Below are 24,815 nucleotides of genomic sequence, written 5' to 3' on the forward strand. Positions count from 1 at the left end.
GCCCCCGTCCGCACCGGGTCCCGCACCGGCGGCCCCCGCACCGGCGCTCCCGTTCCCGGCCCCGGCGGCCTCGGCCGCTGCCGCCGCCGCGGCGTTCTGCCGTCGCATGGCCCGGCCGCCGCGGCGGCGCTCGATCAGGCCGACGGCCGTGGAGGGCAGCCAGGCCGAGACGGTGCCGCTGTCGTCGCTGCCCGCGCCGAACAGGTGCGGGGCGAGCTGCGCCTGGAGGTCGGCCGGGGTGGGCCGCTCCTCGGGGTTCATCCGCATGCACGACTCGATCAGCGGCCGCAGCTCGTCCGGCAGCCCTTCGAGGTCGGGCCCCTCGCGCAGCAGCATGAAGACGGTCTCGACGGGGTTCGCCCCGTGGAAGGGCGCGTGGCCGGTCGCGGCGAAGACGAGGGTGGAGGCCAGCGAGAACACGTCGCTGGCCCCGGTGACGCTGCGGGAGTCGCGCGCCTGCTCGGGCGACATGTAGGCGGGGGTGCCGACGGCGACGTTCGTCATGGTCAGCCGGGTGTTGGAGACGCCGGAGGCGATACCGAAGTCGATCACCCGGGGCCCGTCCTCCACCACGAGCACGTTGGAGGGCTTCAGGTCGCGGTGGACCAGCCCGGCGCCGTGGATGGACTGGAGGGCCTCGGCGACGCCCGCCGCCAGCCAGCGCACGGCCTGCACCGGCAGCGGTCCGCACTCGGTGACTATTTCCTCCAGGGAGGGCGAGGGCACATAGGCGGTGGCCAGCCACGGCACGGCGGCCCGCGGGTCGGCGTCCACGACGGCGGCGGTGTAGAAGCCGCTGACGGCCCGCGCGGCCTCGACCTCGCGGGTGAAGCGCACCCGGAAGAGCTGGTCCTCGGCCAGTTCGGTGCGCACCGTCTTGATCGCGACGCGGCGGCCGGAGGCCGAACGTGCCAGGTAGACCAGCCCCATGCCGCCGGAACCGAGACGGCCCAGCACCTCGAACGGGCCGATCCGCCGCGGATCGTGCTGTGTAAGCTGCTCCACCACTTGTCCTGCCACCTCCCCGTAGGGGCCGTAAAATCTGCCCGTCCCGCCCCGTGCAGCCTCTCACTGCCGTGCCGGACCTCGCGGTCCGGACGCCGATTCTTCCTGGCGAACGCGCCGGTTGCGAACCCGGGGGCGGCACGTACGTGTCTTCGTGCACCGGCGAAGGCAGGTTTGGCGCGGTGAATCCGGCATGCTCCCTGCACCACGTATCACCCCAATTGCCCTCATCCCGGGTCACCGTTCGAGCTCACCCCATTTGCCCGCGGACGAATCGCGGGCCGATCACCCCTCGGTAAGCTGACGGCATGACAGGACAAGTGCGAACCGTCGACGGCCGGGTGGCCGGACGCCGCGGTCAGGCGACGCGGCAGAAGCTGCTCGACTGTCTCAGCGAGATGCTCAGCTCGTCGCCGTACCGCGATGTCAAGGTCATCGACGTCGCACGGAAGGCGGGCACCTCCCCGGCGACCTTCTACCAGTACTTCCCCGATGTCGAGGGCGCCGTCCTGGAGATCGCGGAGACCATGGCCAAGGAGGGCGCGACCCTCACCGACCTGGTGGCCGGGCGCTCCTGGACGGGCAAGGCCGCCTGGCAGACGTCCGAGGAGCTGGTCGAGGGCTTCCTGGCCTTCTGGCGCAAGAACGACGCGATCCTGCGCGTGGTCGATCTGGGCGCGGCGGAGGGCGACAAGCGGTTCTACAAGATCCGCATGAAGATCCTCAACTCGGTCAACAACTCCCTCGCCGACGCGATCAAGGACCTCCAGTCCCGTGGCCGGGTCGGCAAGGACGTCAACGCCGCGGCCGTCGCGGGCTCCCTCGTCGCCATGCTGGCCTCCGTCGCGGGCCACCAGAAGGGCTTCCAGAGCTGGGGCGTCAAGCAGTCGGAGCTGAAGCCGAGCCTGGCGCTGCTGGTCCACCTCGGTGTGACGGGCAAGAAGCCCACCAGGTAACCCGCCCCACCCTCCCGGGCCGTCGGTACTCCCCCTCTTCCCCCGACCACGGTCCTCCCCCGCCCGGGACCCCCCTCCGTTCTCCCCCGACCGCTCGGTCTCTCTCCCCCCGGACCACTCGGTTTCCCTCTCCCCCGACCATTCGGTTTTTCCCCCCTCCCGACCCTCGGCGCTCCCCCCCCCGGCCCCGGCCCTCAGTCCGCCTCGCGGCGTTCGAGACGGAAGACGCGGATGCGCCGGTCGATCCGCCCCTGGTAGACGGCGTACGGCGGCCAGAACCGCAGCAGCTCCTCCCACGCCTCGTCGCGTTCCGCCCCCTCCAACTGCCGCGCCCGCACGGGAATGTCCCTGCCCCGGTAGGTGATCCACGCCGCCGGGTGCCGCCGCAGGTTGGCGGTCCAGCCCGGGTGCCGCTCCCTTCCGAAGTTGCTGCCGACCAGCAGCCAGGTCCCCCGCTCCTTCTCGGGCACGCACGCCAGCGGAGTACGCCGCACCTGGCCGCTCCTGGCGCCCGTGGAGGTCAGCACCAGGCCGGGCAGCAGCTGGGTGCTGAGCATCGCGCGCCCGCCCGTCAGCCGGTGCACGATCCGGTCGAGCACCGGGATGACGTGCGGGGCGATCCGGGCGAACGCCCTGGTGGACGAGACCTTCTGGATCAGCCTGCCCCTGTCGGCCCCCGCACCGGCCCTCATGAGGCGATCACCTCCCCCTCGCGTGGTGCGAACAGTCCCGCGCGGGCGGCGGCGCGGGCCCGCAGCCGGTGCACGGGACCGAAGAGGAGTCCGTCCCCCGCCGCGCGCTTGAAGACCAGGTGCGCCGCGTGCTCCCAGGTGAAACCCACACCGCCGTGGAGCTGTACCGTCTCGGCCGCAGCCAGCCGCAGGGCCTCCAGCCCCTGGGCGAGCGCCAGCCCGCCCGCCGTCCGGGTCTCCTCCCGCAGGCCGTACCCCTCACCGCGGCCGTCGCCGTTCCGCCCCGGCCTGCCCTCCGCGCCGTCGCGGGTGTCCGCCTCCCAGGCCGCGTAGTAGGCGGCGGAGCGGGCCGCCTGGAGCTGTACGTACACGTCCGCCAGCCGGTGCCGTACCGCCTGGAAGGAGCCGATCGGCCGGCCGAACTGCCGGCGCAGGGTGACGTAGGAGACGGTGCGCGTCAGCGCGCCGTCCGCGGCGCCCACCGCCTCGGCCGCCAGGACGGCGGCCACCCGGGGACCGAGTCCGGCCAGCACCGGCCCCACGTCCGGCCCGAGGCCCCCGTCCGCCCCGAGTCCCGCCTCCGGACCGGGGACCGCCTCGGCCCCCGGTCCCGCCTCCGGCCCCGTCCCCCCGTCGGACGGCACGCCCCCGCCGCCGCCCAGCGGTACCGCGGGGACGTCCCGCAGGCGGAGACGGGCCACGGCGCGCGTCTCGTCCAGCGCGGTCTGCCGGCTGCGGACGAGTCCGGGTGCGTCGTCCCCGACGAGGAAGAGGAGGGTGCGGCTGCGGGCGAACCCGCCGGCGTGCGCGGCGACGAGCAGGACGTTCGCGCTGTGCCCGCCGAGCACCTGCCCGGCCTCCCCGTACAGCCGCCAGCCGTCCGCCGCGCGGCGCGCCTGGACGCCGCCCGCACGACCACCGCCCGCCCAGCTCCCTCCGGCCCCACCCCAGCCACCACGGCCCCACTCGTCACGCCCCCGCCCGTCACGCCCCCGCCCGTCACGGCGCCGCTCACCGGGACCCCGCCCGTTCCGGCCCCCGACGCCGTCTTCCCCGGCGTCACCTGCGTCTCGGGCATCCCCACCTCCCCCGCCGTCACCGCCTTCCCCGTCGTCACCGTCTTCGCCTCCGTCACCGTCCGTGCCGTCCGCCTCACCGGTCAGGCCGAGCGCTCGGACGAGGGCGTCGCCGGGGACGGCGAGCGCGGCGGTCAGCTCGCCGGAGGCCAGACGTGGCAGCAGGCCGGCGCGCTGCTCCTCGGTGCCGAGCCGCAGCAGGAGGGGCGCGGCGAGGACGGCGGTGGGCAGCAGTGGTGACGGCAGGAGAGCGCGTCCGGCCTCCTCCGCTGCGAGGGCGAGTTCGAGGGTGCCGCAGCCCACACCGCCGTACCGTTCGGGCAGTGCCAGGCCGGGCAGGCCGAGGTCGTGCGCGAGGGTGCGCCACAGGGCGGTGTCGTAGCCCTCGGGGGTGAGCACGGCCGCTCTCACCTCCTCGGGACCGCACCGCCGTGCGAGCAGATCCCGTACGGTGCGGCGCATCTGCTCCTGCTCCTCGGTGAACGCGGTGTCCATCGGCGGCACCCCTTCACGGCGGTACGGTTCCTGACGGAGCGTCATATTAGGGAGCCCGTCGCCGGTTGCCCAGAGTCCCCGCGGACCTGAGACCTCCGCACCCCCAGCCCGAGGACCCGGGGCCGGAACCGTACCCGGCCCCGGCGGAGCCCCGCACCAGAGCCCTTCCCCGCACCGAATCCCCATACCGGAGCCCCGCACCGGAACCCTGTCCCACCCCGCCACCGCACCCTGTCCCGTCCACCAATAACTGATGTACCGTCAGTTCCATGCCGTCTGCCAGCAGCACACACCGTCCCACCCGCCGCGTCGCGGTCGCCGGGGTCGCGCTGTCGGACGTGGGACGGGTCGACGAGGCGACCCCCTACGCGCTGCACGCGCAGGCCGCCCGCCGCGCGCTGGCTGACGCGGGGCTCGACCGCTCCCGCGTGGACGGACTCGCCTCCACCGGACTGGGCACCCTGGCGCCGGTGGAGGTCGCCGAGTACCTGGGAATGCGCCCCACATGGGTGGACTCCACCTCCGTCGGCGGTTCCACCTGGGAGGTGATGGCCGCGCACGCCGCCGACGCCATCGCCCGGGGCCAGGCCGACGCCGTACTGCTCGTCTACGGCTCCACCGCCCGCGCCGACCTCAAGGCACGGCGGCGCACCGCCGACCTGTCGTTCGGCGCGCGCGGACCGCTCCAGTTCGAGGTGCCCTACGGGCACACCCTCATCGCCAAGTACGCCATGGCCGCCCGCCGCCACATGCACCAGTACGGCACCACCCTCGACCAGCTCGCCCAGGTAGCCGTGCAGGCACGCGCCAACGCGGCCACCAACCCGGACGCCATGTACCGGGACCCGATCACCGTGGACGACGTGCTGTCCGGCCCGATGGTCGCGGACCCGTTCACCAAGCTGCACTGCTGCGTCCGCTCGGACGGCGGCTGCGCCGTGCTGCTCGTCGCCGAGGACCTCGTGCCGGACCTGGCCGCCCGCCCGGTGTGGGTGCTCGGCTCGGGCACGGCCGTCTCCCACACGAGCATGTCCGCGTGGGAGGACTTCACCGTCTCCCCCGCGGCCGTCGCCGGACGGACCGCCTTCGCACGGGCGGGGGTCACCCCGCAGGACATCGACCTCGCCCAGCTCTACGACGCCTTCACCTACATGACCCTGGTGACGCTGGAGGACCTGGGCTTCTGCGCCAAAGGGGAGGGGGGCGCGTTCGTCGGGGACGGGCGGCTGCTCAGGGACGGCGAGCTGCCGGTCAACACCGACGGCGGCGGCCTGTCCGCCTGCCACCCCGGTATGCGCGGCCTCTTCCTGCTCGTCGAGGCCGCACGGCAGCTGCGGGGCGAGGCGGGCGAGGGCCGGCAGGTCCGCCGGCGCGACGGCTCGCTGCCCGAACTGGCCGTCGCCTCCGGGACGGGCGGCTGGTTCTGCTCGTCCGGCACGGTGATCCTGGCCCGCGGCTGAGCCCCGCCACCGCTGGTGCCCGCGCCCGGCACACGCGTCACGGCCAGGGGGTGCGAGCGTCGGACCGCTGGTACGCGGTGGCCAGAACCCCTGGGCGTGGTGGCCGGAACCGCCGATGCGTGGTGGTCGGAGCCACTGGAACGCGGTGGTCGGAACCGCCGATGCACGGTGGTCAGCAGGACTGGCACGCGGTGGTCAGAACCGCTGGTACATGATGTGCAGGCCCACGTACCCGTGCCTCGGGTGCAGGAATCCCTCCTCCAGGGTGGCGACGATCTCGAATCCGAGGGACTTCCACAGCTCCACGGCCCGGGTGTTGGTCTCCACCACGGCGTTGAACTGCATCGCCCGGTAGCCCTCTGTCCTCGCCCACTCCAGGGCGTGCTCGCCCAGGGCGCGGCCGACGCCCTTGCCGCCCTGCCCGGGGTCCACCATGAAGCTGGCGCCGGCGATGTGGGAGGCGCCGCCCATGTGGTTGGGGTTCATCTTGGCGGTGCCGAGGACGGTACCGTCGCCGTCCACGGCGACGACGGTGCGGCCCGGCGGCTCCAGCATCCAGATGCTCCGCGCCGAGGACTCGTCCAGGTCGCGGGGGTAGGTGTAGGTCTCGCCCGCGGTGACGACGGCACGGATGATGGGCCACAGGGCGGGCCAGTCCGCCTCGGTCGCCTCCCGGATCCGCATGCCGGCCCTCCGCGCGCCGGCGCTCCGCGCCCCGCGCCCCCGCACCTCACCGTCCCGCACCTCACGGCCCGGCCCCTTCGGGGTCCGCCCCTCACCGTTCTGCCCCTCGTCTTTCCGCACGGGCACAGCATGCGGGAGCGGGACCCGCCACGCCACCGTTTACCGTCCCCCGGGACACTCACACGGGCCGGAACACCGGGACGGCGATGCCCTCGCCCCCGTCCGCGCCGTCGCCCACCGTGCGGAAGGCGACCCGCAGCTTCCGTCCCACCCGCAGTGCGCCGGGGTCGCACTCGACGATCTCGGTCATCATGCGGGGCCCCTCGGCCAGTTCCACGACGGCGGCCACATAGGGGACGCGCTCGCCGAACGGGGGCAGGTCGTTGCGGTGGACGACGGACCAGGTGTAGAGGGTGGCGTGTCCGCTCGCCTCCTCCCAGACGACGTCCTCGCTCCAGCAGTGCGGACAGAACTCGCGCGGATAGTGGTGGGCCGCGCCGCAGCCCTCGGCGCGGCAGCGCCGCACCAGCAGCCGCCCCTCCGCCGCGGCCCGCCAGTACTCGGCGGTGAACGCGTCCGCCTCGGGGAGGTCGAACCGCCGCCGTGCCCGTCCGCCCATGTGGCCTCCCGCAGCCGGCGCCGCACGATACCTGACGCGCCGTCAGTCAACCGGTTCGCGTGCGGGTCCGCAAGGGCGCGTGGTCCTGACGGGGACGAGGGGCCCGCTCTAGGATCGTGGACATGTCCATGTCCGACAGCGGTACGCCCGTCCACGTCCTCGGCGCGGGTCCCGGGGGCCTGGCCGTGGCCGCCGTACTGCGCGAGAAGGGCATCGGCGCCGTCGTCCTGGAGAAGAGCGACGCCGTCGGCGCCTCCTGGCGGGGCCACTACGAACGGCTGCGCCTGCACACCACCCGGGCCCGCTCCGCCCTGCCCGGCCTGGCCATCCCCCGCGCATACGGGCGCTGGGTCGCCCGCGCCGACCTGGTGCGCTACCTGGAGCAGTACGCGGCGCACCACCGGATCGAGGTCGCCACGGGCGTCGAGGTGCACCGCCTGGACCGGGGCGAGGACGGCCGGTGGGTCCTGCACACCAACGGCGGCCGCCGCCTGACCAGTCCCGCCGTCGTCGTCGCCACCGGCTGCAACCACACCCCGCACGTACCCGCCTGGCCCGGACGTGACGGCTTCGAGGGCGAGCTTCTGCACGCGGCCCGCTACCGCACCCCCGGCCCCTACGCGGGCAAGGACGTCCTGGTGACGGGCGCGGGCAACACCGGGGCCGAGATCGCCGTGGACCTCGCCGAAGGCGGCGCCGCACGGGTGCGCCTCGCCGTACGGACACCCCCGCACATCCTGCGTCGCTCCACCCTCGGCCGGCCCGCGCAGAGCAACGCCATCCTGTGCCGGAGGCTTCCGGTGCGGCTGGTGGACCGCATGGCCGCCCACCTCGCGCGCCTCTCCGTACCGGACCTGGCCCCTTACGGGCTGCCCCGGCCCGAGAAGGGCCTCTACACGCGGGTGCGTGAGGGCGCCCTCCCGGTGCTCGACGTGGGACTGATCGACGCCGTACGGGAGCGCAGGGTCGAGCCCGTCGCCGCCGTGGAGGCGTTCGAGGGCGCGAAGGTGATACTGGCGGACGGCCGCACCCTCGCGCCCGATGCCGTCATCGCCGCCACCGGGTACCGCCCCGGCCTGGAGCGACTGGTGGGGCACCTCGGCGTACTCGATCCTGGTGGCCGCCCCCTCGCGCACGGCCGCCGCACCCATCCCGCCGCGCCCGGCCTGTACTTCACCGGCTTCACCTGCCCCCTCAGCGGCACCCTGCGGGAACTCGGTCTGGACGCCCGGCGCATCGCGAAGGCGCTCGCCCGCGCGACCCGCTGAAAGGCCGGGCGCAGGGGCTTCCGGCTCCGCAGGGGGCTTCCGGCTCCGCAGGGGGCGGTGGGTGCGAGGGCCGGGCCGCCGTACCGGGCCCGGGGCACCGCACGGCCACGCCGGGCGGAGCCCGGGCGGCGCGAGGTCTTCCTGACGCTGCGTCAGTTCAGTAATCTGACAGGGCGTCAGTTTGAGACGGCCACCCGCACGCGGCCACCACCACACGGGAGTGGGCGAGTACAGATGCTCGGATCGACTCACGGGACCCTCACCATGACCCCCCGCCCGGCCCGGGTGCTGGCCTGCGGGGAGCGCGGCGGCGGCGCCGTGCACAGCAGGACCGGCGCGCACGACGGCGCCGGCCTCGACGTCAGCGGCCGGCCCCTGCACGCCCGGGTGCCCGACCTGGACCGGTTCTTCCATCCCGAGGCCGTGGCCGTGGTGGGCGCCTCGGACGCCGAGGGGCGGCCCCACACCGGCATCACGCGCCAGCTTCTCGCCTGGGCCGAACACGTCGGCGCCCGGCTGCATCCGGTGCACCCGAAGCGGCGCGAGGTGTTCGGACTGCGCTGCGCGCCCACCGTGGCCGAGCTGCCCGAACCGGTGGACGTGGCGGTCCTGCTGGTCGCAGACCCCCTCCCCGTGCTGGAACAGCTCGCGGACACCAAGACCAGGTTCGCCGTCGCCTTCGCCTCCGGCTTCGCCGAGACCGGCCAGGAGGGCGCGGCGGCCCAGGCCAGGCTCGCGGAGGCCGCCGCCCGTGCCGGGGTGCGGCTGCTGGGCCCGAACACCAACCTCAACGCCTTCGAGCGCTTCCGCGACGACCTCGGCGGCCCCGCCCTCGCGCTGATCACCCAGTCCGGACACCAGGGCCGCCCCCTCTTCGCCCTCCAGGAGCTGGGCATCCGCCTCTCGCACTGGGCACCGACCGGCAACGAGGCCGATCTGGAAGTGGCCGATTTCCTCGCCTACTTCGCGGGGCTGCCCGAGGTGGGTGCCGTCGCCGCCTACGTGGAGGGCCTCAAGGACGGCCGCGGCTTCCTGCTGGCCGCCGACCGCGCCGCCCGCGCGGGCCTGCCCGTGGTGGCCGTCAAGGTGGGCCGCACCGGGGCCGGCGCCCGCACGGCCGCCTCGCACACGGGCAAGCTCACCGGCGCGGACGCCACCGTGGACGCGGCGATGCGGCAGTTCGGCGTCATCCGGGTGGACGGGCTGGACGAACTCCAGGACACCGCCGCGCTGCTGGCCCGCGCCCGCCCCCCGCGCGCCGAGGGCGTGGCCGTCCACGCGATCTCCGGAGGCACCGGCGCCCACCTCGCCGACCTGGCCACCGCGGCGGGCCTGACCCTGCCCACCCTCTCGCCGGCCAAGCAGGCCGAGCTGCACCAGTGGATACCCGAGAACCTGTCGGTCGCCAACCCCGTCGACAACGGCGGCCACCCGGTGGGCGACTGGCGCGGCCGCAAGATCATCGACGCGCTCCTGGCCGACCCGGACATCGGCGTCCTGATCTGCCCCATCACCGGACCGTTCCCGCCGATGAGCGACCGGCTGGTCCGGGACCTGGTGGCCGCGGCCGAGGAGACGGACAAACTGGTCTGCGTCATCTGGGGCTCGCCCGTCGGCACCGAGGACGCCTACCGGACGACACTGCTGGGCTCCTCCCGGGTGGCGACCTTCCGCACGTTCGGCAACTGCGTACGGGCCGTGCGCGCCTACCTCGACCACCACCGCTTCACCCGCGCCTACCGCTCGCCCTTCGACGACGCGCCCCGCACCCCCTCCCCCTCCTGCCGCAAGGCACAGGCCCTGCTGCGGCCCGGGCGGCAACTGAGCGAGCACACGGGCAAGCAGCTGCTGCGCGCCTACGGCATCCGCGTCCCGCGCGAGCAGTTGTGCACCAGCGCGGCGGGCGCGGTCCGGGCCGCCGCGCAGGTCGGCTACCCGGTCGTCATGAAGGCGTCGGCACCGCAGCTGGCACACAAGAGCGAGCTGGGTCTCGTCCGCGTCGGCCTCACCTCCGCCAGCCAGGTCCGCGACACCTACCGGGAGCTGACGGACATCGCGCGCGCCGAGGACATCGAGCTGGACGGCGTCCTGGTGTGCCAGTTGGTCGCCCCCGGTGTGGAGATGGTCGTCGGCATCACCCAGGACGCGCTGTTCGGGCCGACCGTGACGGTGGGGCTGGGCGGCGTCCTGGTGGAGGTGCTGCGGGACGTGGCCGTACGGGTCCCGCCGTTCGGTGAGGACCAGGCCCGGGCGATGCTCGGCGAACTGCGGGGCGCCGCGCTGCTGGACGGGGTGCGCGGCCGGCCGCCCGCCGACACCGACGCGTTGGTCGAGGTCATCCTGCGGGTGCAGCGCATGGCCCTGGAGCTGGGCGGCGGCCCGGAAGGACCGGCGGGACCGGCGGGACCGGCGGGACCGGCGGGACCGGCGGGACCGGCGGACTCCGGACCCCAGGGCGCGGGAGCCCACGCGGGGTTGGCGGAGCTGGACATCAACCCGCTGGTGGTCCTCCCGCGCGGGCAGGGCGCGGTGGCGCTCGACGCGCTCGCCGTCTGCCGGTGAGCACGCCACGCGCCACCGGTGCCCCGCCGCCCCGCGCCCATCCCGAGCACGCCGAGCCCACGGCGACAGGCGCCGCACCACCCGTGAAAGGAACCGCACCGTGACCGCCACCCCGCACACCCCCCGTTCCGCCCCGCCCGGGCACCACCGGGCCCTGGGCCCGGACCCGGACGAGTCCCCGGAAACCGTTGTATCCCAGACCACTGACAACGGCGTCTCGTGGATCACGCTGGACCGCCCGCACGCGCTCAACGCGCTCACCTGGGACCAGCGGGAACGGCTCGTCGCGCTGCTCGCCGACGCCTCGGCGGACCCCGGTGTCCGCGCCGTCGTCCTGACGGGGCGGGGCCGCGGCTTCTGTGCGGGTGCCGACCTCAGGGGCGCCCGGCGAGCGGGCGGCGGCGGAGGCGGCGGAGGCGAAAGCAGCGGAGGCGAAGAGAGCGGTGACGGCGGCGGAGGCGGCACCGACGGCGAAGAAAGCAGTGGTGGCGGCGGAGAGGGCAGTGGCGGGCGGGTGGCGGGCGAGGTGGCCCGCACCCTGGAGCGGGGCGCCCAGCGGCTGATCGCGGCGGTGCTGGACTGCGAGAAGCCGGTGCTCGCGGCCGTCAACGGCACCGCCGCCGGGCTCGGCGCCCATCTCGCGCTGGCCTGCGACCTGGTCCTGGCCGCCGAGGGGGCGACGTTCGTGGAGGTCTTCGTCCGGCGCGGTCTGGTGCCGGACGGCGGCGGTGCCTATCTGCTGCCGCGCCTGGTGGGGCCGCAGCGGGCGAAGGAGCTGATGTTCTTCGGGGACGCGCTGCCCGCCGCCGGCGCCGAGCGCCTCGGGCTGGTCAACCGCGTCGTGCCGGCCGGCGAGCTGGAGCGCGCCGCGCGGGCCTGGGCCGAGCGGCTGGCGGCCGGTCCCACCCGCGCGCTCGCGCTCACCAAGCGGCTGGTCAACGCCTCGCTGGACGCCGATCGCGCCACCGCCTTCACCGCCGAGGCGTGGGCCCAGGAGATCAACATGACCACCCGGGACGCGCGTGAGGGGGTGGCCTCCTTCGCGGAGCGCCGGTCACCCGTCTTCGAGGGGCGGTAGACGGCCGTGGTTACGCTGGATGGGATGCCGTCGTCCACGCACGCGACCACATCCGCGACCGAACCCGCGACCGAACCCGGCCGGATCTCCCGGCCCGATGAAGGATCAGGTGCGACGCAGCCATGATGGGACACGCTGGAATGGCAGCCACCGCGGTGCGCTATCTGCGGGACGCCGGTGGACCCTCCGCGCGCGGCGCGGCGCGGCCGGCTGCCCGCGAGGGGCGGTTGGACGCGCTGCCCCGGCCCGACCTGCGCGCCGTGCGCGAGGACGAGCCCGCGCCCGTCGACCCGGCCTGCTTCCGCCGGGTGCTGGGCGACTTCGCCTCCGGCGTCACCGTGGTGACCGCGCCGGCGGCCGAGGGCGAGCCGGGCCCCGCGGGGTTCGCCTGCCAGTCCTTCGCCTCCCTGTCCCTGGACCCGCCCCTGGTGTCGTTCATGGTGGCCCGTACGTCCACGAGCTGGCCGCGTATCGCGCGTGCCGGGGTGTTCTGTGTGAACGTGCTCTCCGCCGCGCAGGGGGAGCTGTGCCGGACGTTCGCCGTCAGCGGCGCGGACAAGTTCGCCGGGGTGTCGTACTCGCCCGCGCCCGTGACGGGCTCTCCCCTGCTAGAGGGGGTGACGGCGTGGGTGGACTGCGAGATCCACGCCGTGCACACGGGCGGCGACCACCTGATCGTCGTCGGCCGGGTGCGTGCCCTGGACGCCGTGGAGGGCGCGGGGGACCCGCTGGTCTTCCACCGCGGCCGGCTGGGGACGTTCACCCCCGCCGAGTGACTCCCGGGGCCGAGTGCACCTGCAGCCCCGTGCGGCCGGGGGCCAGGTGGTCGCGCAGCACCAGGTCGTCGTCGTAGTCGCCGCCCGCCTCGGACCGGAACGGCAGCGGCGCAAGTGAGTCCAGGTTCTGCAGCCGTGCGCACAGCTCCTCCTGGTGCTCCTTGGCCTCCTCCTCGGTGGCCCGGTCGGCACCGTGCACGACGAACGGGGGCAGCGCGGCCATGCCGGTGTACCAGAACGTGCCGTGGTGCAGTGGGAAGAGCACCTCGTCGATGTACCCGTGGATGCCGCGCGGCCCGAAACCGGAGGCCCGCGCGCCGACTGAGGTGACGACCATGGCGCGCTTGCCCGCCAGACCGCCGTCCCCGTAGCGCCGGGTCCGGCCCTCGGCGTCCCGCAGGCCGAACGCGAACCCCTGCACCAGTACGCGGTCGAACCAGCCTTTGAGGATGGCGGGCGGCCCGAACCACCACAGGGGGAAGTGGAAGACCAGGATGTCGGCCCAGCCGGCCTTCTCCTGCTCGGCCCGGATGTCCTCACTGAGCGCTCCTGTGTGCAGCGCCTGCTCCTGCGCGTCGCCGACCAGCAGCCGCTGTCGCCGGTCGCGGCCGGGGAAGTCGTCCTGGTCGACGACGGCCTTCCAGTTCATCGCGTACAGGTCGGACTCGCGTACCTGGTGGCCGCGTTCGCGCAAGGCGGTGATCCCCGCGTCACGCAGTGCGGCGTTGAGGGAGCGGCCTTCCGGGTGGGCGAATATCCACAGCACCTTCATGGCACCGATCGTGCTCCCGTGCCGACGGCGGAACGAGTGTCCGTACAGACGGCAAGTGCAAGGATCGGGCCACGCTCACACGGGCACCTCCGTATCCGCACGGCGCCGCCGCACCACCAGTGCCATCAGCGCGGCCAGCGCGCACAGGACGCCCGTTCCGGTCCACGCCAGGTCGTATGTGCCCGTGGCGTCCCGCACGAGTCCCGCCACGAAGGCGATGACCGAGGCACCGGCCTGGTGCGCGGCCAGCACCCAGCCGAAGACGACGGCACCGTCCGCGCCGAAGTGCTCCCGGCACAGCGCCATGGTGGGCGGCACGGTGGCGACCCAGTCGAGTCCGTAGAAGACGATGAAGAACACCATGGGAGGCCGCACGCTTCCGGCGAACAGCATCGGCAGCAGCAGGAGCGAGAGACCGCGCAGCCCGTAGTAGACCGCCAGCAGCCGGCGGGCGTCGAAACGGTCGGTCAGCCAGCCGGAACCGACCGTGCCGATCAGATCGAGCACACCTATGGCCGCCAGCAGGGAGGCGGCCACCGGCACGGCCATGCCGTGGTCGTGCGCGGCGGGCACGAAGTGCGTGCTCATCAGCCCGTTGGAGGAGGCGCCGCAGATCGCGAACGAGCCGGCGAGCAGCCAGAAGACCCTGGTGCGCGCGGCGCCCCCCAGGACCGCGAGGGTGCGCCGCAGCGCGCCGCCGGTGTCCGCCTCGGGCGTCTCGTACCCGGGCCCCGCCCCGTAGGGGCGCAGGCCGATGTCCTCGGGGCGGTCCCGCAGCAGCCACACCACCAGCGGGACGACGGTGAGGGCCGCACCGCACACCACCAGGGCGGCGGAGCGCCAGCCCGCGCCCTCCACCAGGAGCGCCAGCAGCGGCAGGAAGACGAGCTGTCCGGTGGCGCTGCCCGCGGTCAGGATGCCGCTGACCAGCCCGCGCCGGGCGACGAACCAGCGGTTGGCCACCGTGGCGGCGAAGGCGAGCGCCATCGAGCCCGAGCCGACGCCCACCAGCAGCCCCCAGCACAGCACGAGCTGCCACTCGGCGCGCATGAAGACGGTCAGTCCGCTGCCCGCCGAGATCAGCAGCAGCGCGACGGTGACGACCTGGCGGATGCCGTAGCGCTCCATCAGCGCGGAGGCGAACGGCGCGGTGAGTCCGTACAGCAACACGTTGAGCCCGACGGCGAACGAGATGGTGCCGTGCGACCAGCCGAACTCCTCGTGCAGCGGATCGATGAACACGCTGGGCGTCGCCCGGAACCCGGCGGCACCGACCAGCGCGACGAAGCACACGAGGGCGACCCACCAGGCCCGGTGCACACGCGGGGAGGGCGAGGGCACGCCGGGAGGGGGCACGTCCAGGGGTCCATCAGGCTGCGTCCGCGGGGAGAGAGTGTCCGTCACGCCCCTCAGCCTGCTGGATGCCCCCACCCGGTACGAGTGGCCCGACGGCCACCCTGTGCGAGGATCGGGCCATGGCCGTCTTCACCCGTCCCGGTCGCCACAGGGTCGCCGTCCTGGTACGGCACGGGCTGCTCCCCATCGAACTGGGCATAGTGCACGGCGTGCTGGGGAAGGCACGCTCCGCGACGGGCGAGCGGCTGTACGAGGTGGTCACCTGTGCCGTCAGCCCGGGTGCCGTCCGTACGGAGGGCGATTTCACCGTCGACGTCGCGCACGGCCCCGAGGCACTCGCCGAGGCGGACACCGTGATCGTCCCAGCGGCGCACGCGCGGGACGACCCGTCCGCGCGCGGGATCCTGGACGGACCGCTCGCCGAGGCGTTCGCCCGCATCCGTCCGGGTACGCGTATCGCCTCCATCTGCACCGGCGCCTTCGTCCTGGCCGCCGCGGGACTGCTGGACGGCAAGCGGGCGACGACCCACTGGCGGGCCAAGGAGCACTTCCAGCGGCTCTTCCCCGCCGTACGGCTCGACCCCGACGTGCTCTACGTGGACGAGGGCACCGTGCTGACGTCCGCGGGGATCGCCTCCGGAGTGGATTTGTGTCTGCACATGGTGCGCGAGGACCACGGCGCGGCCGTCGCCGACGAGGTCGCCCGCCGCACCGTCGTACCGCCCCACCGGGACGGCGGCCAGGCCCAGTTCATCCGCCGCCCCGTACCCGAACCCCACGCCTCCTCCACCGGCACCGCCCGCGCCTGGGCCCTCGACCATCTCGACCGCCCCCTCACCCTCCGCGAACTGGCCGCACGCGAGTCCACGAGCGTGCGCACCTTCACCCGCCGCTTCCGCGAAGAGACCGGTCTGAGCCCGCAGCAGTGGCTCATACAGCAACGCGTGGAGAGGGTGCGGCAACTGCTGGAGGAGAGCGAGCTGCCCGTCGAGCGGATCGCCCGGCGCACCGGGTTCGGTTCCGCCTCCACGCTGCGGATGCACTTCCATGCCTCCCTGGGCGTCTCCCCCAGCGCCTACCGCCGCACCTTCCGCACGGGGACCCCCGGGCCGGGCGTGGGCGGCGAGGAGACCGGTGCCACCGGATGTGCCACCGGATGTGCCGGAGGCGCCGACACCGCCACGAGCCGCAGAAAGTGAGGCAGCAAGCCATGTCCGAGGCCGCACAGGTCTTCGCGCAGCCGGGCCGCCACCGGGTCGCCGTCCTGGTCAGGCACGGGGTGATCCCCCTGGAACTGGGGCTGGTGCACCAGGTCTTCGGACGGGCCGCCGGTCCGGACGGCGAGCCGCTGTACGAGGTGGTGACGTGCGCGGTGGAGCCCGGCCCGGTCCGTACGGACGCCGACTTCCCCATCCACGTCGCACACGGCCCCCAGGCACTGGCAGAGGCCGACACGGTGGTCGTCCCCGCGACCCACGAGCCGGACGAGACGGAGACCGAGGGAAGGCTGCCGGAACCGCTGCGCGACGCCTTCTCCCTGATGCGCCCCGGTGTGCGCCTCGCCTCCATCTGCACGGGCGCGTTCGTCCTGGCCGCGGCGGGACTGCTGGACGGCAGGCGGGCGACCACGCACTGGATGTCCACGGACGACTTCCGCGCCCTGTACCCGCGGGTGCGCCTCGACCCCGACGTGCTCTATGTCGACGAAGGGGCGGTGCTGACGTCGGCGGGAGAGGCGGCGGGCATCGATCTGTGCCTGCACATGGTGCGCGAGGACCACGGCGCGGCCGTCGCCAACGAGGTCGCCCGCCGCACCGTCGTACCGCCCCACCGGGACGGCGGCCAGGCCCAGTTCATCCGCCGCCCCGTGCCCGAACCCCGTGTCTCCTCCACCGGCACCGCCCGCGCGTGGGCCCTCGACCATCTCGACCGCCCGCTCACCCTCCGCGAACTGGCCGCACGCGAGTCCATGAGCGTGCGCACCTTCACCCGCCGCTTCCGCGAAGAGGTCGGCATGACACCGCTGCGCTGGCTCACCCAGCAGCGCATCGAACGGGCCCGGCACCTCCTGGAGGAGACGGACGCTCCGGTGGAGCGGATCGCTGCCGACGCCGGTTTCGGCACCGCCTCCTCCCTGCGCCAGCACTTCCACGCCGCCCTCGGCGTCTCCCCACGCGCCTACCGCCGCACCTTCCGCACGCGGACCGACCAGGCGGCAGCCGCGTAGGGGCAGCAACCGTCGCAGGGATGCCCTTGGGTGTGCCGTTACAGGCCATGCCCCACGGGGGACGCCGTCACAGGCCATGCCGCCACAGGGATGCCGTCACAGCTCGTGCCGGCACAGGACGTCCGTCCCCGAGACCGTGCCGCCCCGGGGGAGCCGGTCAGGGAAACGTGAGCACCCCTCGGGCCACCCGGCCGTGGTGGGCGTCGTCCGCGGCCTTGGCGAAGTCCTCCACCGGGTAGACCTCGGTGACCAGTTCGTCCAGCAGCAGCCGGCCGCGCCGGTAGAGGTCCGCGTACAGGGCGATGTCGCGGGGCGGACGGGAGGAGCCGTAGCGGCAGCCGAGGACGGACTTGTCCAGGAACAGCGCGGCGGGCGGGAAGCCCGCCTCGGCGTCGGCCGGGGGCATGCCCAGCAGCACCGCCTGGCCTCCTCGGTCCAGCAGGTCGATGGCCTGCCGGACGAGCGCGGTGCTGCCGACGCACTCGAAGGTGTGCGCGGCACCGTCGGGCAGCACCTCGCGGACGGCGGCCACGGTGCCCCCTCCCGGGGCGTCCGGCGGCGCGGCGTGCACGAAATGGGTGGCGCCGAACGTCCGCGCCACCGGCTCCTTGTCCGGGTTGGCGTCCACCGCGACGATCGGGTGGGCACCGGCGATCCGGGCGCCCTGCAGGACGTTGAGCCCGACACCGCCGACACCCAGCACGACGACGGACTCGCCCTGCCCGACCCGCGCCCGGTTCAGGACGGCACCGACCCCGGTGAGGACACCGCACCCGATGAGGGCGGCGGACGGGAAGGGGATGTCGCGCGGCACGGGCGTGGCCTGGACCGCCTTGACGACGGTGCGCTCCGCGAACGCCGAGGTGGCGGCGAACTGGTACAGCTCCTCACCGGCCCGGCCGAAGGGCGTGCGCGGCCGTCCGATCGCCGCCCGGCACATGGTGGGGCGCCCCCGCGCGCAGTCCGGGCATGCACCGCAGTTGGCGATGGTGGACAGCGCCACATGGTCTCCCTGTGCCACATGCCGCACCCCCTCGCCCACGGCCTCCACCACGCCCGCCCCCTCGTGTCCGAGGACGACGGGCCGCGGGAAGGGGATGGTCCCGTCGATGACGGACAGGTCGCTGTGGCACAGCCCGGCGGCGCGGATGCCGACGAGCACCTCGCCCGGTCCGGGCGCGCGCACCTCCAGGTCGTCGACGACCCGGGCGTGTGCGGACGCGCCGTCCAGGATGACGCCTCTCATACGGTCTCCCTCCCCTTGCCGCGCCCTCTCGCGCGAAGGGCCGTCACGACGGCCAGACCAGCGACTGGAGTTCGCTGTAGGCATGCAGTCCGAACGAGCCGCCGTCGCGGCCGACCCCGGACTCCTTGCACCCGCCGAACGGCGTCTCGGGGTGCCGCTGGACGGTGTTGAGGCCGACGTTCCCGCTGCGCAGCCGCCCCGCCAGCCGCCAGGCGCGGCCGGTGTCGCCGCTGAAGACGTAGTCGTAGAGGCCGTAGGGGGTGCTGTTGGCGATGCGTACCGCTTCGTCGTCGTCCTCGAACGGGAGGACCACCACGACGGGGCCGAACAGCTCCTCGCGGGCCACGGCCATCCCGGGAGCGACGTCGGTGATCAGCGTCGGCGCGACGTAGAAGCCGGTGGCGGGTTCCGCCGGCCGCTCGCCACCCGCCAGGACCGTGGCGCCCTGCTCCCGGGCCTTGGCGATGTGGCGCTCGACGCGGTCGCGCTGGGCCGCGGAGATCAGCGGCCCGACCACGGTTCGCTCGTTCGTGGGATCGCCGAGCGTCAGTGCGGAGGCGTACCGTGAAAGCGCAGTCACGAACTCGTCGTAGAGCGAGCGGTGGACGAGCGCCCGTGTCGGTGCCGTGCAGATCTGGCCGCTGTGGAAGGTCCAGGTCGAGGCTATCGACCCCAGTGCTGCTTCCCGGACCCGGCCGTCCGCGTCGTCCAGCACCAACGCCGCACCCTTCCCGCCCAGTTCCATGAGGGTGCGCTTCATTCCTCGTCCCGCGCTCTGCGCGATCTTCTTTCCCACGGAGGTGGAGCCGGTGAAGCTGATCATGTCGACGTCCGGGTGCGCGACCAGGGCCTCGCCCGGCCCGGCGCCCGAGCCGGTGACGGCGTTGTAGAGGCCGTCGGGCAGCCCGGCCTCCTGGAGCAGAGGGCCCAGCTCCAGGCAGGTCAGCGGGTCCTGCGGCGCCGGCTTGCAGACGACGGCGTTGCCCATCGCGAGCGCGGGCGCGACCTTGCCCGCCAGGTTGACGAGAGGGAAGTTGTAGGAGGTGATGCAGCCGACCACGCCCACGGGGCGGCGCACGGCGGCGGCGCCGATCAACCCGCCGGGGGCGAGTGCGCTGGCTCCCACCGGCTGGGGGGCGAGCGGCACGGTGTCGGGTTCCAGCGCGCCGCGCGCATAGCGGCGGAAGCGGTCGGCGGCGGTGGGCAGCTGCATACCGCGGGTGACCTTGAGGGTGGCGCCGGTCTCGGCCTGGAGGAGAGGCACGAGTGCGGGGCCGCGCTCGGTGAGCAGGTCGCCGATCCGCTCCAGCACCCGGGCGCGGTCCCGCGCCGGGGTGGCGGCCCACTCCTCCTGGGCGGCGCGTGCGGCGCGGACGGCGGCGTCCACTTCCTCCGCACCGCCTTCGGGAGCGTGGCCGACAGGCAGTTCGGTGGCCGGGTCGGTGATGCGGTAGTGGCCGTGCGCGGGCCGGTGCCAGGCACCACCGATCCAGTGCTGGTAGCTCGCGGGCGCGGGGCTGTGTGCGGGCGCCCCGACGGCCGACCGGTCCGGTGTGCTCGCTTCCGTCGTCACCTGCGTGCCTCTCTGGGCAGGCCCAGCACGTGCTGGGCGAGGATGTCGCGCTGGATCTCGTCGGAGCCGCCGTAGAGGGTGTCGGCGCGGCTGAAGAGGAACAGGCGTTGGAGGGCGTCGAGTTCGTAGGGACGCTGCGGACTCCAGTCGTGCGGCCCCAGCGCCGCCGCGGCACCGCGCACCCGCATCGCCAGCTCCCCGAGCCGCTGGTGCCAGCCGCCCCACAGCAGCTTGGCCACACTGGGCGCGCCGTCCACAGCGGCGCTGTTCGCAGGGGCTGCGTTCGCGGAGGCACCACCCTCAGCAGCCCCGTCCACAGCGGCACCGTCCCCAGGGGCCCCGCGCCCAGCAGCCCCGTCCGCAAAGGCACCGTCCACACGGGCACCGCCCCCAGCAGCCCCGTCCCCAGCACCACCCCCCGGAGGACCGCTTCCAGCAGCCCCGTCCCCAGGGGCACCGTCCCCTCGCGGGCCGGCGGCCGGGGTGTTCCCCCGCGGGGTTTCATGCGGGGCGGTGCCCAAGGTGCGCAGGGCGTTCCAGCGCATCGTGCGCAGTTCGGCCCAGGCGCGCACCAACTGGTCGCGGAGCACCGGATCGCGCTCGGCCGCCCCGGTGCGGACGGCGAGCCGGAGCACCTGGTCGAGTTCGGCGGCGAAGCCGATCTGCTGGACGAGGGTGGACACGCCGCGTTCCCGTGCGAGCAGGCCGGTGGCCACCCGCCAGCCGTCGCCCTCAGCACCGACGCGGTGGTCGGCCTCGGCGTACGCGCCGTCGAAGAAGACCTCGTTGAACTCGGCCGTGCCCGACATCTGGCGGATGGGCCGGACCTCGACGCGTCCCGGCTGGTCCATCGGTACCAACAGGAAGGAGAGCCCGTGGTGACGACGTGATCCCGGCTGGGTGCGCGCGAGGACGAAGCACCAGTGGGCCTCGTGGGCGAGCGAGGTCCACACTTTCTGGCCCGTCACGCGGTAGCGGTCCCCGGCCGGGCCCCTCTCGCGGACGGCGGCGGTCCGGACGCCCGCGAGGTCGGAGCCCGCCTCGGGCTCGCTGTAGCCCTGGCACCACAGCTCCTCGCCGCGGGCGATGGCGGGCAGGAAGCGTTTGCGCTGCTGTTCTGTGCCGTGTGCGAGCAGGGTGGGGGCCAGCAGGTTCTCGCCGATGTGGCCGACGCGGGCGGGGGCGCCCGCGCGGGCGTACTCCTCGGCCCAGACGACCTGCTGGGTGAGGGTGGCGGCCCGGTTGCCCCAGCTGCCGTGGCGGCGGTCCCAGCCGAGTCCGATCCAGCCGGCGCGGCCCAGCTCGCGCTCCCAGCGGCGGCGCACCGCCGTGGCCTCGTGCTCGCTGCCCGGCCCGCCCTGTCCCAGCGCCGCCGCGTAGTCGTCCACGAGGTGGTGGCGCAGCCAGGTGCGGGCGCGGGCCCGGAAGTCCTCGTCCTGGGAGGTGAAACCGAAGTCCACGCGTCCCCCTCTCGGCGTTCCGCCCACCGCGCCGTGGGCCCGGTGGCGGCCGTGGGTGTCTCAGGCGTTGGGGCGGTTCTTCTCAGGCGTTGGGTCGTTCCTTGCGTGCCGCGGCGTCGGCCATCTCCCCCAGCCGCTCCAGCAGGGGCATCGGGTCCGTGCCGACGGTGCCGGGGAGGAAGTCGGCCAGCTGCTGGGGGGTCCAGGGGCCGTCGGCGTAGGCGGCCCGCAGCTCGCGCGGTTGTGCCCATACGGCGACCTTGGGCCCGGCGATGCTGTAGACCTGGCCGGTGATCCCCTGTTCCTGGGCCCGGTCGCTGAGCAGGTAGACGACGAGCGGGGCCACGTCCTCGGGCTCGCCGATCTCCGTCAGCTCCATGGGGACGTTGGCGGACATCCGGGTGCGGGCGACGGGGGCGACGGCGTTGGCGGTGACCCCGTACTTGTGCAGTCCGAGCGCCGCGCTGCGGACCAGGGAGATGATGCCGCCCTTGGCCGCCGCGTAGTTGGCCTGGGAGACCGAGCCGGCGTGGTTGCCGCTGGTGAAGCCGATGAGGGTGCCGCTTTGCTGTCGGCGCATCACGGCGCTCGCGGCGCGGAAGACGGTGAAGGTGCCCTTGAGGTGGGTGGCGACGACAGGGTCCCACTCCTCCTCGCTCATGTTGAAGAGCATGCGTTCGCGCAGGATGCCGGCCACGCAGACGGCGCCGTCGAGCCGGCCGTAGCGGGTGAGGGCGGTGTCCACGACGCGTTGGCCGCCGGCCATGGTGGAGATGTCGTCGGCCACCGCGACGGCCCGGCCGCCGGCCGCGGTGATCTCCTTGACGACGGCCTCGGCTATGTCGCTGCGCGGTTCGCCGCCGTCCACTCCGACGCCGTAGTCGTTGACGACGACCTCGGCTCCCTCGTGTGCGCAGGCCAGCGCCACCGCGCGGCCGATGCCGCGGCCGGCGCCGGTGACGGCGACGACCTTTCCGGCCAAGAAGTTCCCCACGTGCGGCCCTCCCGCCCCTCCCGAGTTATCTGACGACCCGTTAGATTCTTGAGCAGAGGCCGCCCGAACACAAGCCCCGTACAAGCGGGGAGAGCCGACCCCGGCCGGCGGCCCGCCCCTGTCGGGAGGATGGATGACCGTACCGGCGGCCTGCCCGCAGTTCACCGAGATCGCCCAGCGGGTCAACAACTGGGGCCGCTGGGGCCCCGACGACGAGGCGGGCACGCTCAACCTCGTCACCGACGAGGTGGTGCGGCGCGCGGCGGCAGCCGTCCGCACGGGCCGCCGCGTCCCGCTCGCGCTGCCCCTCCAGCAGGACGGCGTCCAGACCGGACTGATCCCCGGCAGGGTGAACCCGCTGCACGTGATGGTGGCGCTCAACCTGGAGCTGTTCGGCCCCGGCACGGTCGCCACCAGCGACGACGCGGTCACCATGGGACTTCAGGCCGCCACCCACTGGGACGGGCTCGGCCACGTCTCACACGGAGGGCGGCTCTACAACGGCCGCCCGGCCGCCACCGTCACCGCGCACAGCGGCGCCTCGTTCGGCGGCATCGAGAAGACGCGCCCCCTCGTCTCCCGCGGCGTCCTGCTGGACGTGGCCCGGGCCCGCGGCGTGGAGTGTCTGGCGGGCGGCCACGCGGTGACGCCGGAGGACCTGGACGCCGCCGAGGAGTTGGCCCGCACCCGCGTCGGGGAGGGCGACATCGTGCTGGTGCGCACGGGGCAGTTGCGCCACTACCTCGCCGGCGACAAGCACGCCTACGCCCATCCCTCGCCCGGCCTGTCGCTGCGCACCCCGGCCTGGTTCCACGCCCGGGACGTGGCCGCCGTCGCCAACGACACCCTCACCTTCGAGGTCGTCCCGCCGGAGATCGAGGGCCTGTGGCTGCCCGTCCACGCCCTGCACCTGGTGGAGATGGGCATGCTCCAGGGCCAGAACTGGAACCTTGAGGAGCTGTCGGAGGTCTGCGCGGAGGAGGGCCGCCACACCTTCCTGCTGACGGCCCAGCCCGAACCCTTCACGGGCGGCACAGGGGCCCCGGTGGCGCCGGTGGCGGTGCTGTGAGCGGCCGACGGGCGCGCCGGGTGCAAGCCGGGTGGCGGTGCGCCGCGAAGCGCCCCGAGCACGGCACGGCGTACCGCCACCCGGCTCCGGCGCTCGGGGCCCTGCCTCGCACGGAGGTTGGCGCCGGAGGGCGATCCGTACTCGCCGAGGAACCTCAGGCACCTCGGCGTCCCCTCACGACGAATCGCTCCACCCAAGGGTGATCAGCCCGACACGACACGTCAACACCTGGTCTGGACTTGGGGAGGCTTCGCCCTGTTTGTCCCGGCGCGTGATCAACCGAACGCGCCAGCTCCGGCCTCCACGACATGGACGCGTGCGCGCGTACTCCCCCCGACGACCCCCCTATGCGCCTCGTGGTGCGGGTATGCCTCACCGTTCGTGCGGGGCTCACCGTTCATACGGGGCTCACCCTGCGCGCGGGTCACACCGCCCGCCCGGGTGTCGCCGTCCGCACGCGTCTCACCCCCCGCGCGGGTGCGGTTCCCCTCGTCAGCGCGCCGCCCGCCATCGACACCTACGGCCCCGTCGGCACGAGCGGCCCCGTCGGCGCGAACGGCCCGGTCGGCACGAACCGCCCCGTCGGTGCGAACCGCCCCGCCGGTGCGAACGGCTCCACCCGGCCCGGGAGGGTGGGCCGCACTCCGCCGCCCGTCCGAGACCGGCGCCTGGTCCTCCGCCACCACCGGCGGGACGGCGTCCAGTTCGCACCACACGCGCTTGCCGCCCGGCTCGTGTTCCCAGCCCCAGCGGTCGGCCAGGCCGGAGACCAGCTCCAGCCCCCGGCCGCCGGTGTCCCCGCCCTCGGCCTGGCGGCGGCGCGGCGCGCGGCTGCTCGCGTCGGCGACCTCCACCCGTACGGACTCCACGGCACCGCGCGCGTCCTCCCCGCCGCAGCGCCGGGGCAGCAGTATGCACAGCACGGCCGGACAGCCGGTGTGCACCACCGCGTTGGTGACGAGTTCCGAGATCAGCAGGATCAGCGTCTCTGCCAAGGGTTCGTCAGCGGCCACTCCGGCGCCCGCCAGCCGGGCCCTGGCCCACCTCCGGGCGCGCCCCACCTCCGTCGGATCGGATCCGATCTCCAACTGCTCCAGAAGCACCTGCACCGCTCACACCATCCGAACTGGCGGACACATCGCCTCGCGTCTCCAAGTAGTCACGGATTGTGACTCCAGCAGAAACAGCATGGTTGACTCATAGTGAGGGCAACAAGCGCTTCAGGCATATTCCGGCGCAAAGGAGTAGAGGCACGGCATACTGTGCGACGTCCTGTGCGACGCCGCACGGGCACACTCGAACGAGCCCGGCCGAAACGTCTGGTCATCGTCGAGTCCCTTGCTCATCGGGGGCCTCCCGCTGTCGCACACCGTCGGCCCGCACCCTGTCGTCCACGGGCGGCACCACCGGGGACCGCCGCACTCGCGCCCAGGAGCGTACCGGAGTG

20 protein-coding genes and 1 pseudogene are annotated in these 24,815 nt (G+C 74.1%); 9 read left to right on the forward strand and 12 right to left on the reverse strand.

The annotated features are described in order from the left end of the window. Positions 1–1,008: serine/threonine-protein kinase (locus tag FM076_RS14125; protein ID WP_345945004.1), on the reverse strand; the 1,008-nt coding region annotated here is incomplete at its 3' end. 305 nt (positions 1,009–1,313) lie between these two features. Here FM076_RS14125 and FM076_RS14130 point away from each other — a divergent pair. Then, positions 1,314–1,961 (forward strand): TetR family transcriptional regulator, encoded by a 648-nt coding sequence (locus FM076_RS14130; RefSeq protein WP_173870826.1) that lies wholly within the window; start codon positions 1,314–1,316, stop codon positions 1,959–1,961. A gap of 194 nt (positions 1,962–2,155) precedes the next feature. Here the strand turns inward: FM076_RS14130 and FM076_RS14135 are convergent, their stop codons facing one another. Continuing rightward, positions 2,156–2,653 (reverse strand): nitroreductase/quinone reductase family protein, encoded by a 498-nt coding sequence (locus FM076_RS14135; protein WP_173870828.1) that lies wholly within the window; start codon positions 2,651–2,653, stop codon positions 2,156–2,158. Continuing rightward, positions 2,650–4,224, reverse strand: coding sequence for an acyl-CoA dehydrogenase family protein (locus tag FM076_RS14140; RefSeq protein ID WP_173870830.1), 1,575 nt, complete (start codon positions 4,222–4,224; stop codon positions 2,650–2,652). Before FM076_RS14140 ends, FM076_RS14135 begins: the two co-directional genes overlap by 4 nt. Before the next feature lie 269 nt (positions 4,225–4,493). Between FM076_RS14140 and FM076_RS14145 the strand changes: the two genes are divergently transcribed. Next, a complete protein-coding gene (locus tag FM076_RS14145; RefSeq protein WP_173870832.1) occupies positions 4,494–5,684 on the forward strand; it encodes a thiolase C-terminal domain-containing protein in 1,191 nt (396 codons plus the stop codon). A gap of 195 nt (positions 5,685–5,879) precedes the next feature. On the opposite strand, the gene FM076_RS14150 is transcribed toward FM076_RS14145, so the two are convergent. Then, a complete protein-coding gene (locus FM076_RS14150; protein ID WP_173870834.1) occupies positions 5,880–6,368 on the reverse strand; it encodes a GNAT family N-acetyltransferase in 489 nt (162 codons plus the stop codon). 178 nt (positions 6,369–6,546) lie between these two features. Continuing rightward, positions 6,547–6,987, reverse strand: a complete 441-nt coding sequence (locus FM076_RS14155; RefSeq protein ID WP_173870836.1) for a Zn-ribbon domain-containing OB-fold protein — start codon at positions 6,985–6,987, stop codon at positions 6,547–6,549. Positions 6,988–7,115: 128 nt separating this feature from the next. Here FM076_RS14155 and FM076_RS14160 point away from each other — a divergent pair, with 128 nt between their 5' ends. The 4 genes from FM076_RS14160 to FM076_RS14175 all read left to right on the forward strand — a co-directional run bounded on the left by FM076_RS14160 (position 7,116) and on the right by FM076_RS14175 (position 12,671). Then, the gene (locus FM076_RS14160; RefSeq protein ID WP_173874735.1) at positions 7,116–8,255 is read left to right on the forward strand and encodes a flavin-containing monooxygenase; all 1,140 of its coding nucleotides are present in this window, start codon (positions 7,116–7,118) and stop codon (positions 8,253–8,255) included. 234 nt (positions 8,256–8,489) lie between these two features. Continuing rightward, on the forward strand, positions 8,490–10,817 hold the full coding sequence (locus FM076_RS14165; RefSeq protein WP_173870838.1) for an acetate--CoA ligase family protein: 2,328 nt from the start codon (positions 8,490–8,492) through the stop codon (positions 10,815–10,817). 154 nt (positions 10,818–10,971) lie between these two features. Further along, positions 10,972–11,895, forward strand: a complete 924-nt coding sequence (locus tag FM076_RS14170) for an enoyl-CoA hydratase/isomerase family protein (RefSeq protein WP_180218313.1) — start codon at positions 10,972–10,974, stop codon at positions 11,893–11,895. A 140-nt stretch (positions 11,896–12,035) separates the two neighbouring features. After that, complete coding sequence (locus FM076_RS14175) at positions 12,036–12,671, forward strand: flavin reductase family protein (protein ID WP_173870843.1); 636 nt, start codon at positions 12,036–12,038, stop codon at positions 12,669–12,671. On the opposite strand, the gene FM076_RS14180 is transcribed toward FM076_RS14175, so the two are convergent. Continuing rightward, entirely contained in the window at positions 12,655–13,443 is a 789-nt protein-coding gene (locus FM076_RS14180; protein ID WP_173870845.1) for an NAD(P)H-dependent oxidoreductase, read from the reverse strand. The two genes, FM076_RS14175 and FM076_RS14180, sit on opposite strands and share 17 nt — an antisense overlap. 75 nt (positions 13,444–13,518) lie before the next feature. Then, positions 13,519–14,847 (reverse strand): MFS transporter, encoded by a 1,329-nt coding sequence (locus tag FM076_RS14185; protein WP_428814851.1) that lies wholly within the window; start codon positions 14,845–14,847, stop codon positions 13,519–13,521. 71 nt (positions 14,848–14,918) lie between these two features. Here FM076_RS14185 and FM076_RS14190 point away from each other — a divergent pair, with 71 nt between their 5' ends. Both FM076_RS14190 and FM076_RS14195 read left to right on the forward strand, forming a co-directional pair. Beyond that, the gene (locus tag FM076_RS14190; protein WP_180217769.1) at positions 14,919–15,998 is read left to right on the forward strand and encodes a GlxA family transcriptional regulator; all 1,080 of its coding nucleotides are present in this window, start codon (positions 14,919–14,921) and stop codon (positions 15,996–15,998) included. An 11-nt stretch (positions 15,999–16,009) separates the two neighbouring features. Beyond that, entirely contained in the window at positions 16,010–17,026 is a 1,017-nt protein-coding gene (locus tag FM076_RS14195; protein WP_173870848.1) for a GlxA family transcriptional regulator, read from the forward strand. A gap of 157 nt (positions 17,027–17,183) precedes the next feature. Here FM076_RS14195 and FM076_RS14200 read toward each other — a convergent pair whose 3' ends face one another. The 4 genes from FM076_RS14200 to FM076_RS14215 all read right to left on the reverse strand — a co-directional run bounded on the left by FM076_RS14200 (position 17,184) and on the right by FM076_RS14215 (position 22,299). Then, a complete protein-coding gene (locus tag FM076_RS14200) occupies positions 17,184–18,272 on the reverse strand; it encodes an alcohol dehydrogenase catalytic domain-containing protein (RefSeq protein ID WP_173870850.1) in 1,089 nt (362 codons plus the stop codon). Positions 18,273–18,315: 43 nt separating this feature from the next. Continuing rightward, a complete protein-coding gene (locus FM076_RS14205; protein WP_173870852.1) occupies positions 18,316–19,845 on the reverse strand; it encodes an aldehyde dehydrogenase family protein in 1,530 nt (509 codons plus the stop codon). Beyond that, complete coding sequence (locus tag FM076_RS14210) at positions 19,842–21,305, reverse strand: acyl-CoA dehydrogenase family protein (protein WP_173870854.1); 1,464 nt, start codon at positions 21,303–21,305, stop codon at positions 19,842–19,844. The genes FM076_RS14205 and FM076_RS14210 overlap by 4 nt, the downstream gene beginning before the upstream one ends. Before the next feature lie 82 nt (positions 21,306–21,387). Next, the gene (locus FM076_RS14215; RefSeq protein WP_173870856.1) at positions 21,388–22,299 is read right to left on the reverse strand and encodes an SDR family oxidoreductase; all 912 of its coding nucleotides are present in this window, start codon (positions 22,297–22,299) and stop codon (positions 21,388–21,390) included. A 133-nt stretch (positions 22,300–22,432) separates the two neighbouring features. Between FM076_RS14215 and FM076_RS14220 the strand changes: the two genes are divergently transcribed. Continuing rightward, positions 22,433–23,368, forward strand: a complete 936-nt coding sequence (locus tag FM076_RS14220) for a cyclase family protein (RefSeq protein ID WP_173870858.1) — start codon at positions 22,433–22,435, stop codon at positions 23,366–23,368. Between the two features lie 629 nt (positions 23,369–23,997). On the opposite strand, the pseudogene FM076_RS14225 reads toward FM076_RS14220, so the two are convergent. Then, positions 23,998–24,477 (reverse strand): annotated as a pseudogene (locus tag FM076_RS14225) (ATP-binding protein); the annotation flags it as partial. Positions 24,478–24,815 lie beyond the last annotated feature (338 nt).

It is taken from the genome of Streptomyces albus subsp. chlorinus, from assembly GCF_013302895.1.
Lineage (GTDB): Bacteria > Actinomycetota > Actinomycetes > Streptomycetales > Streptomycetaceae > Streptomyces > Streptomyces chlorinus.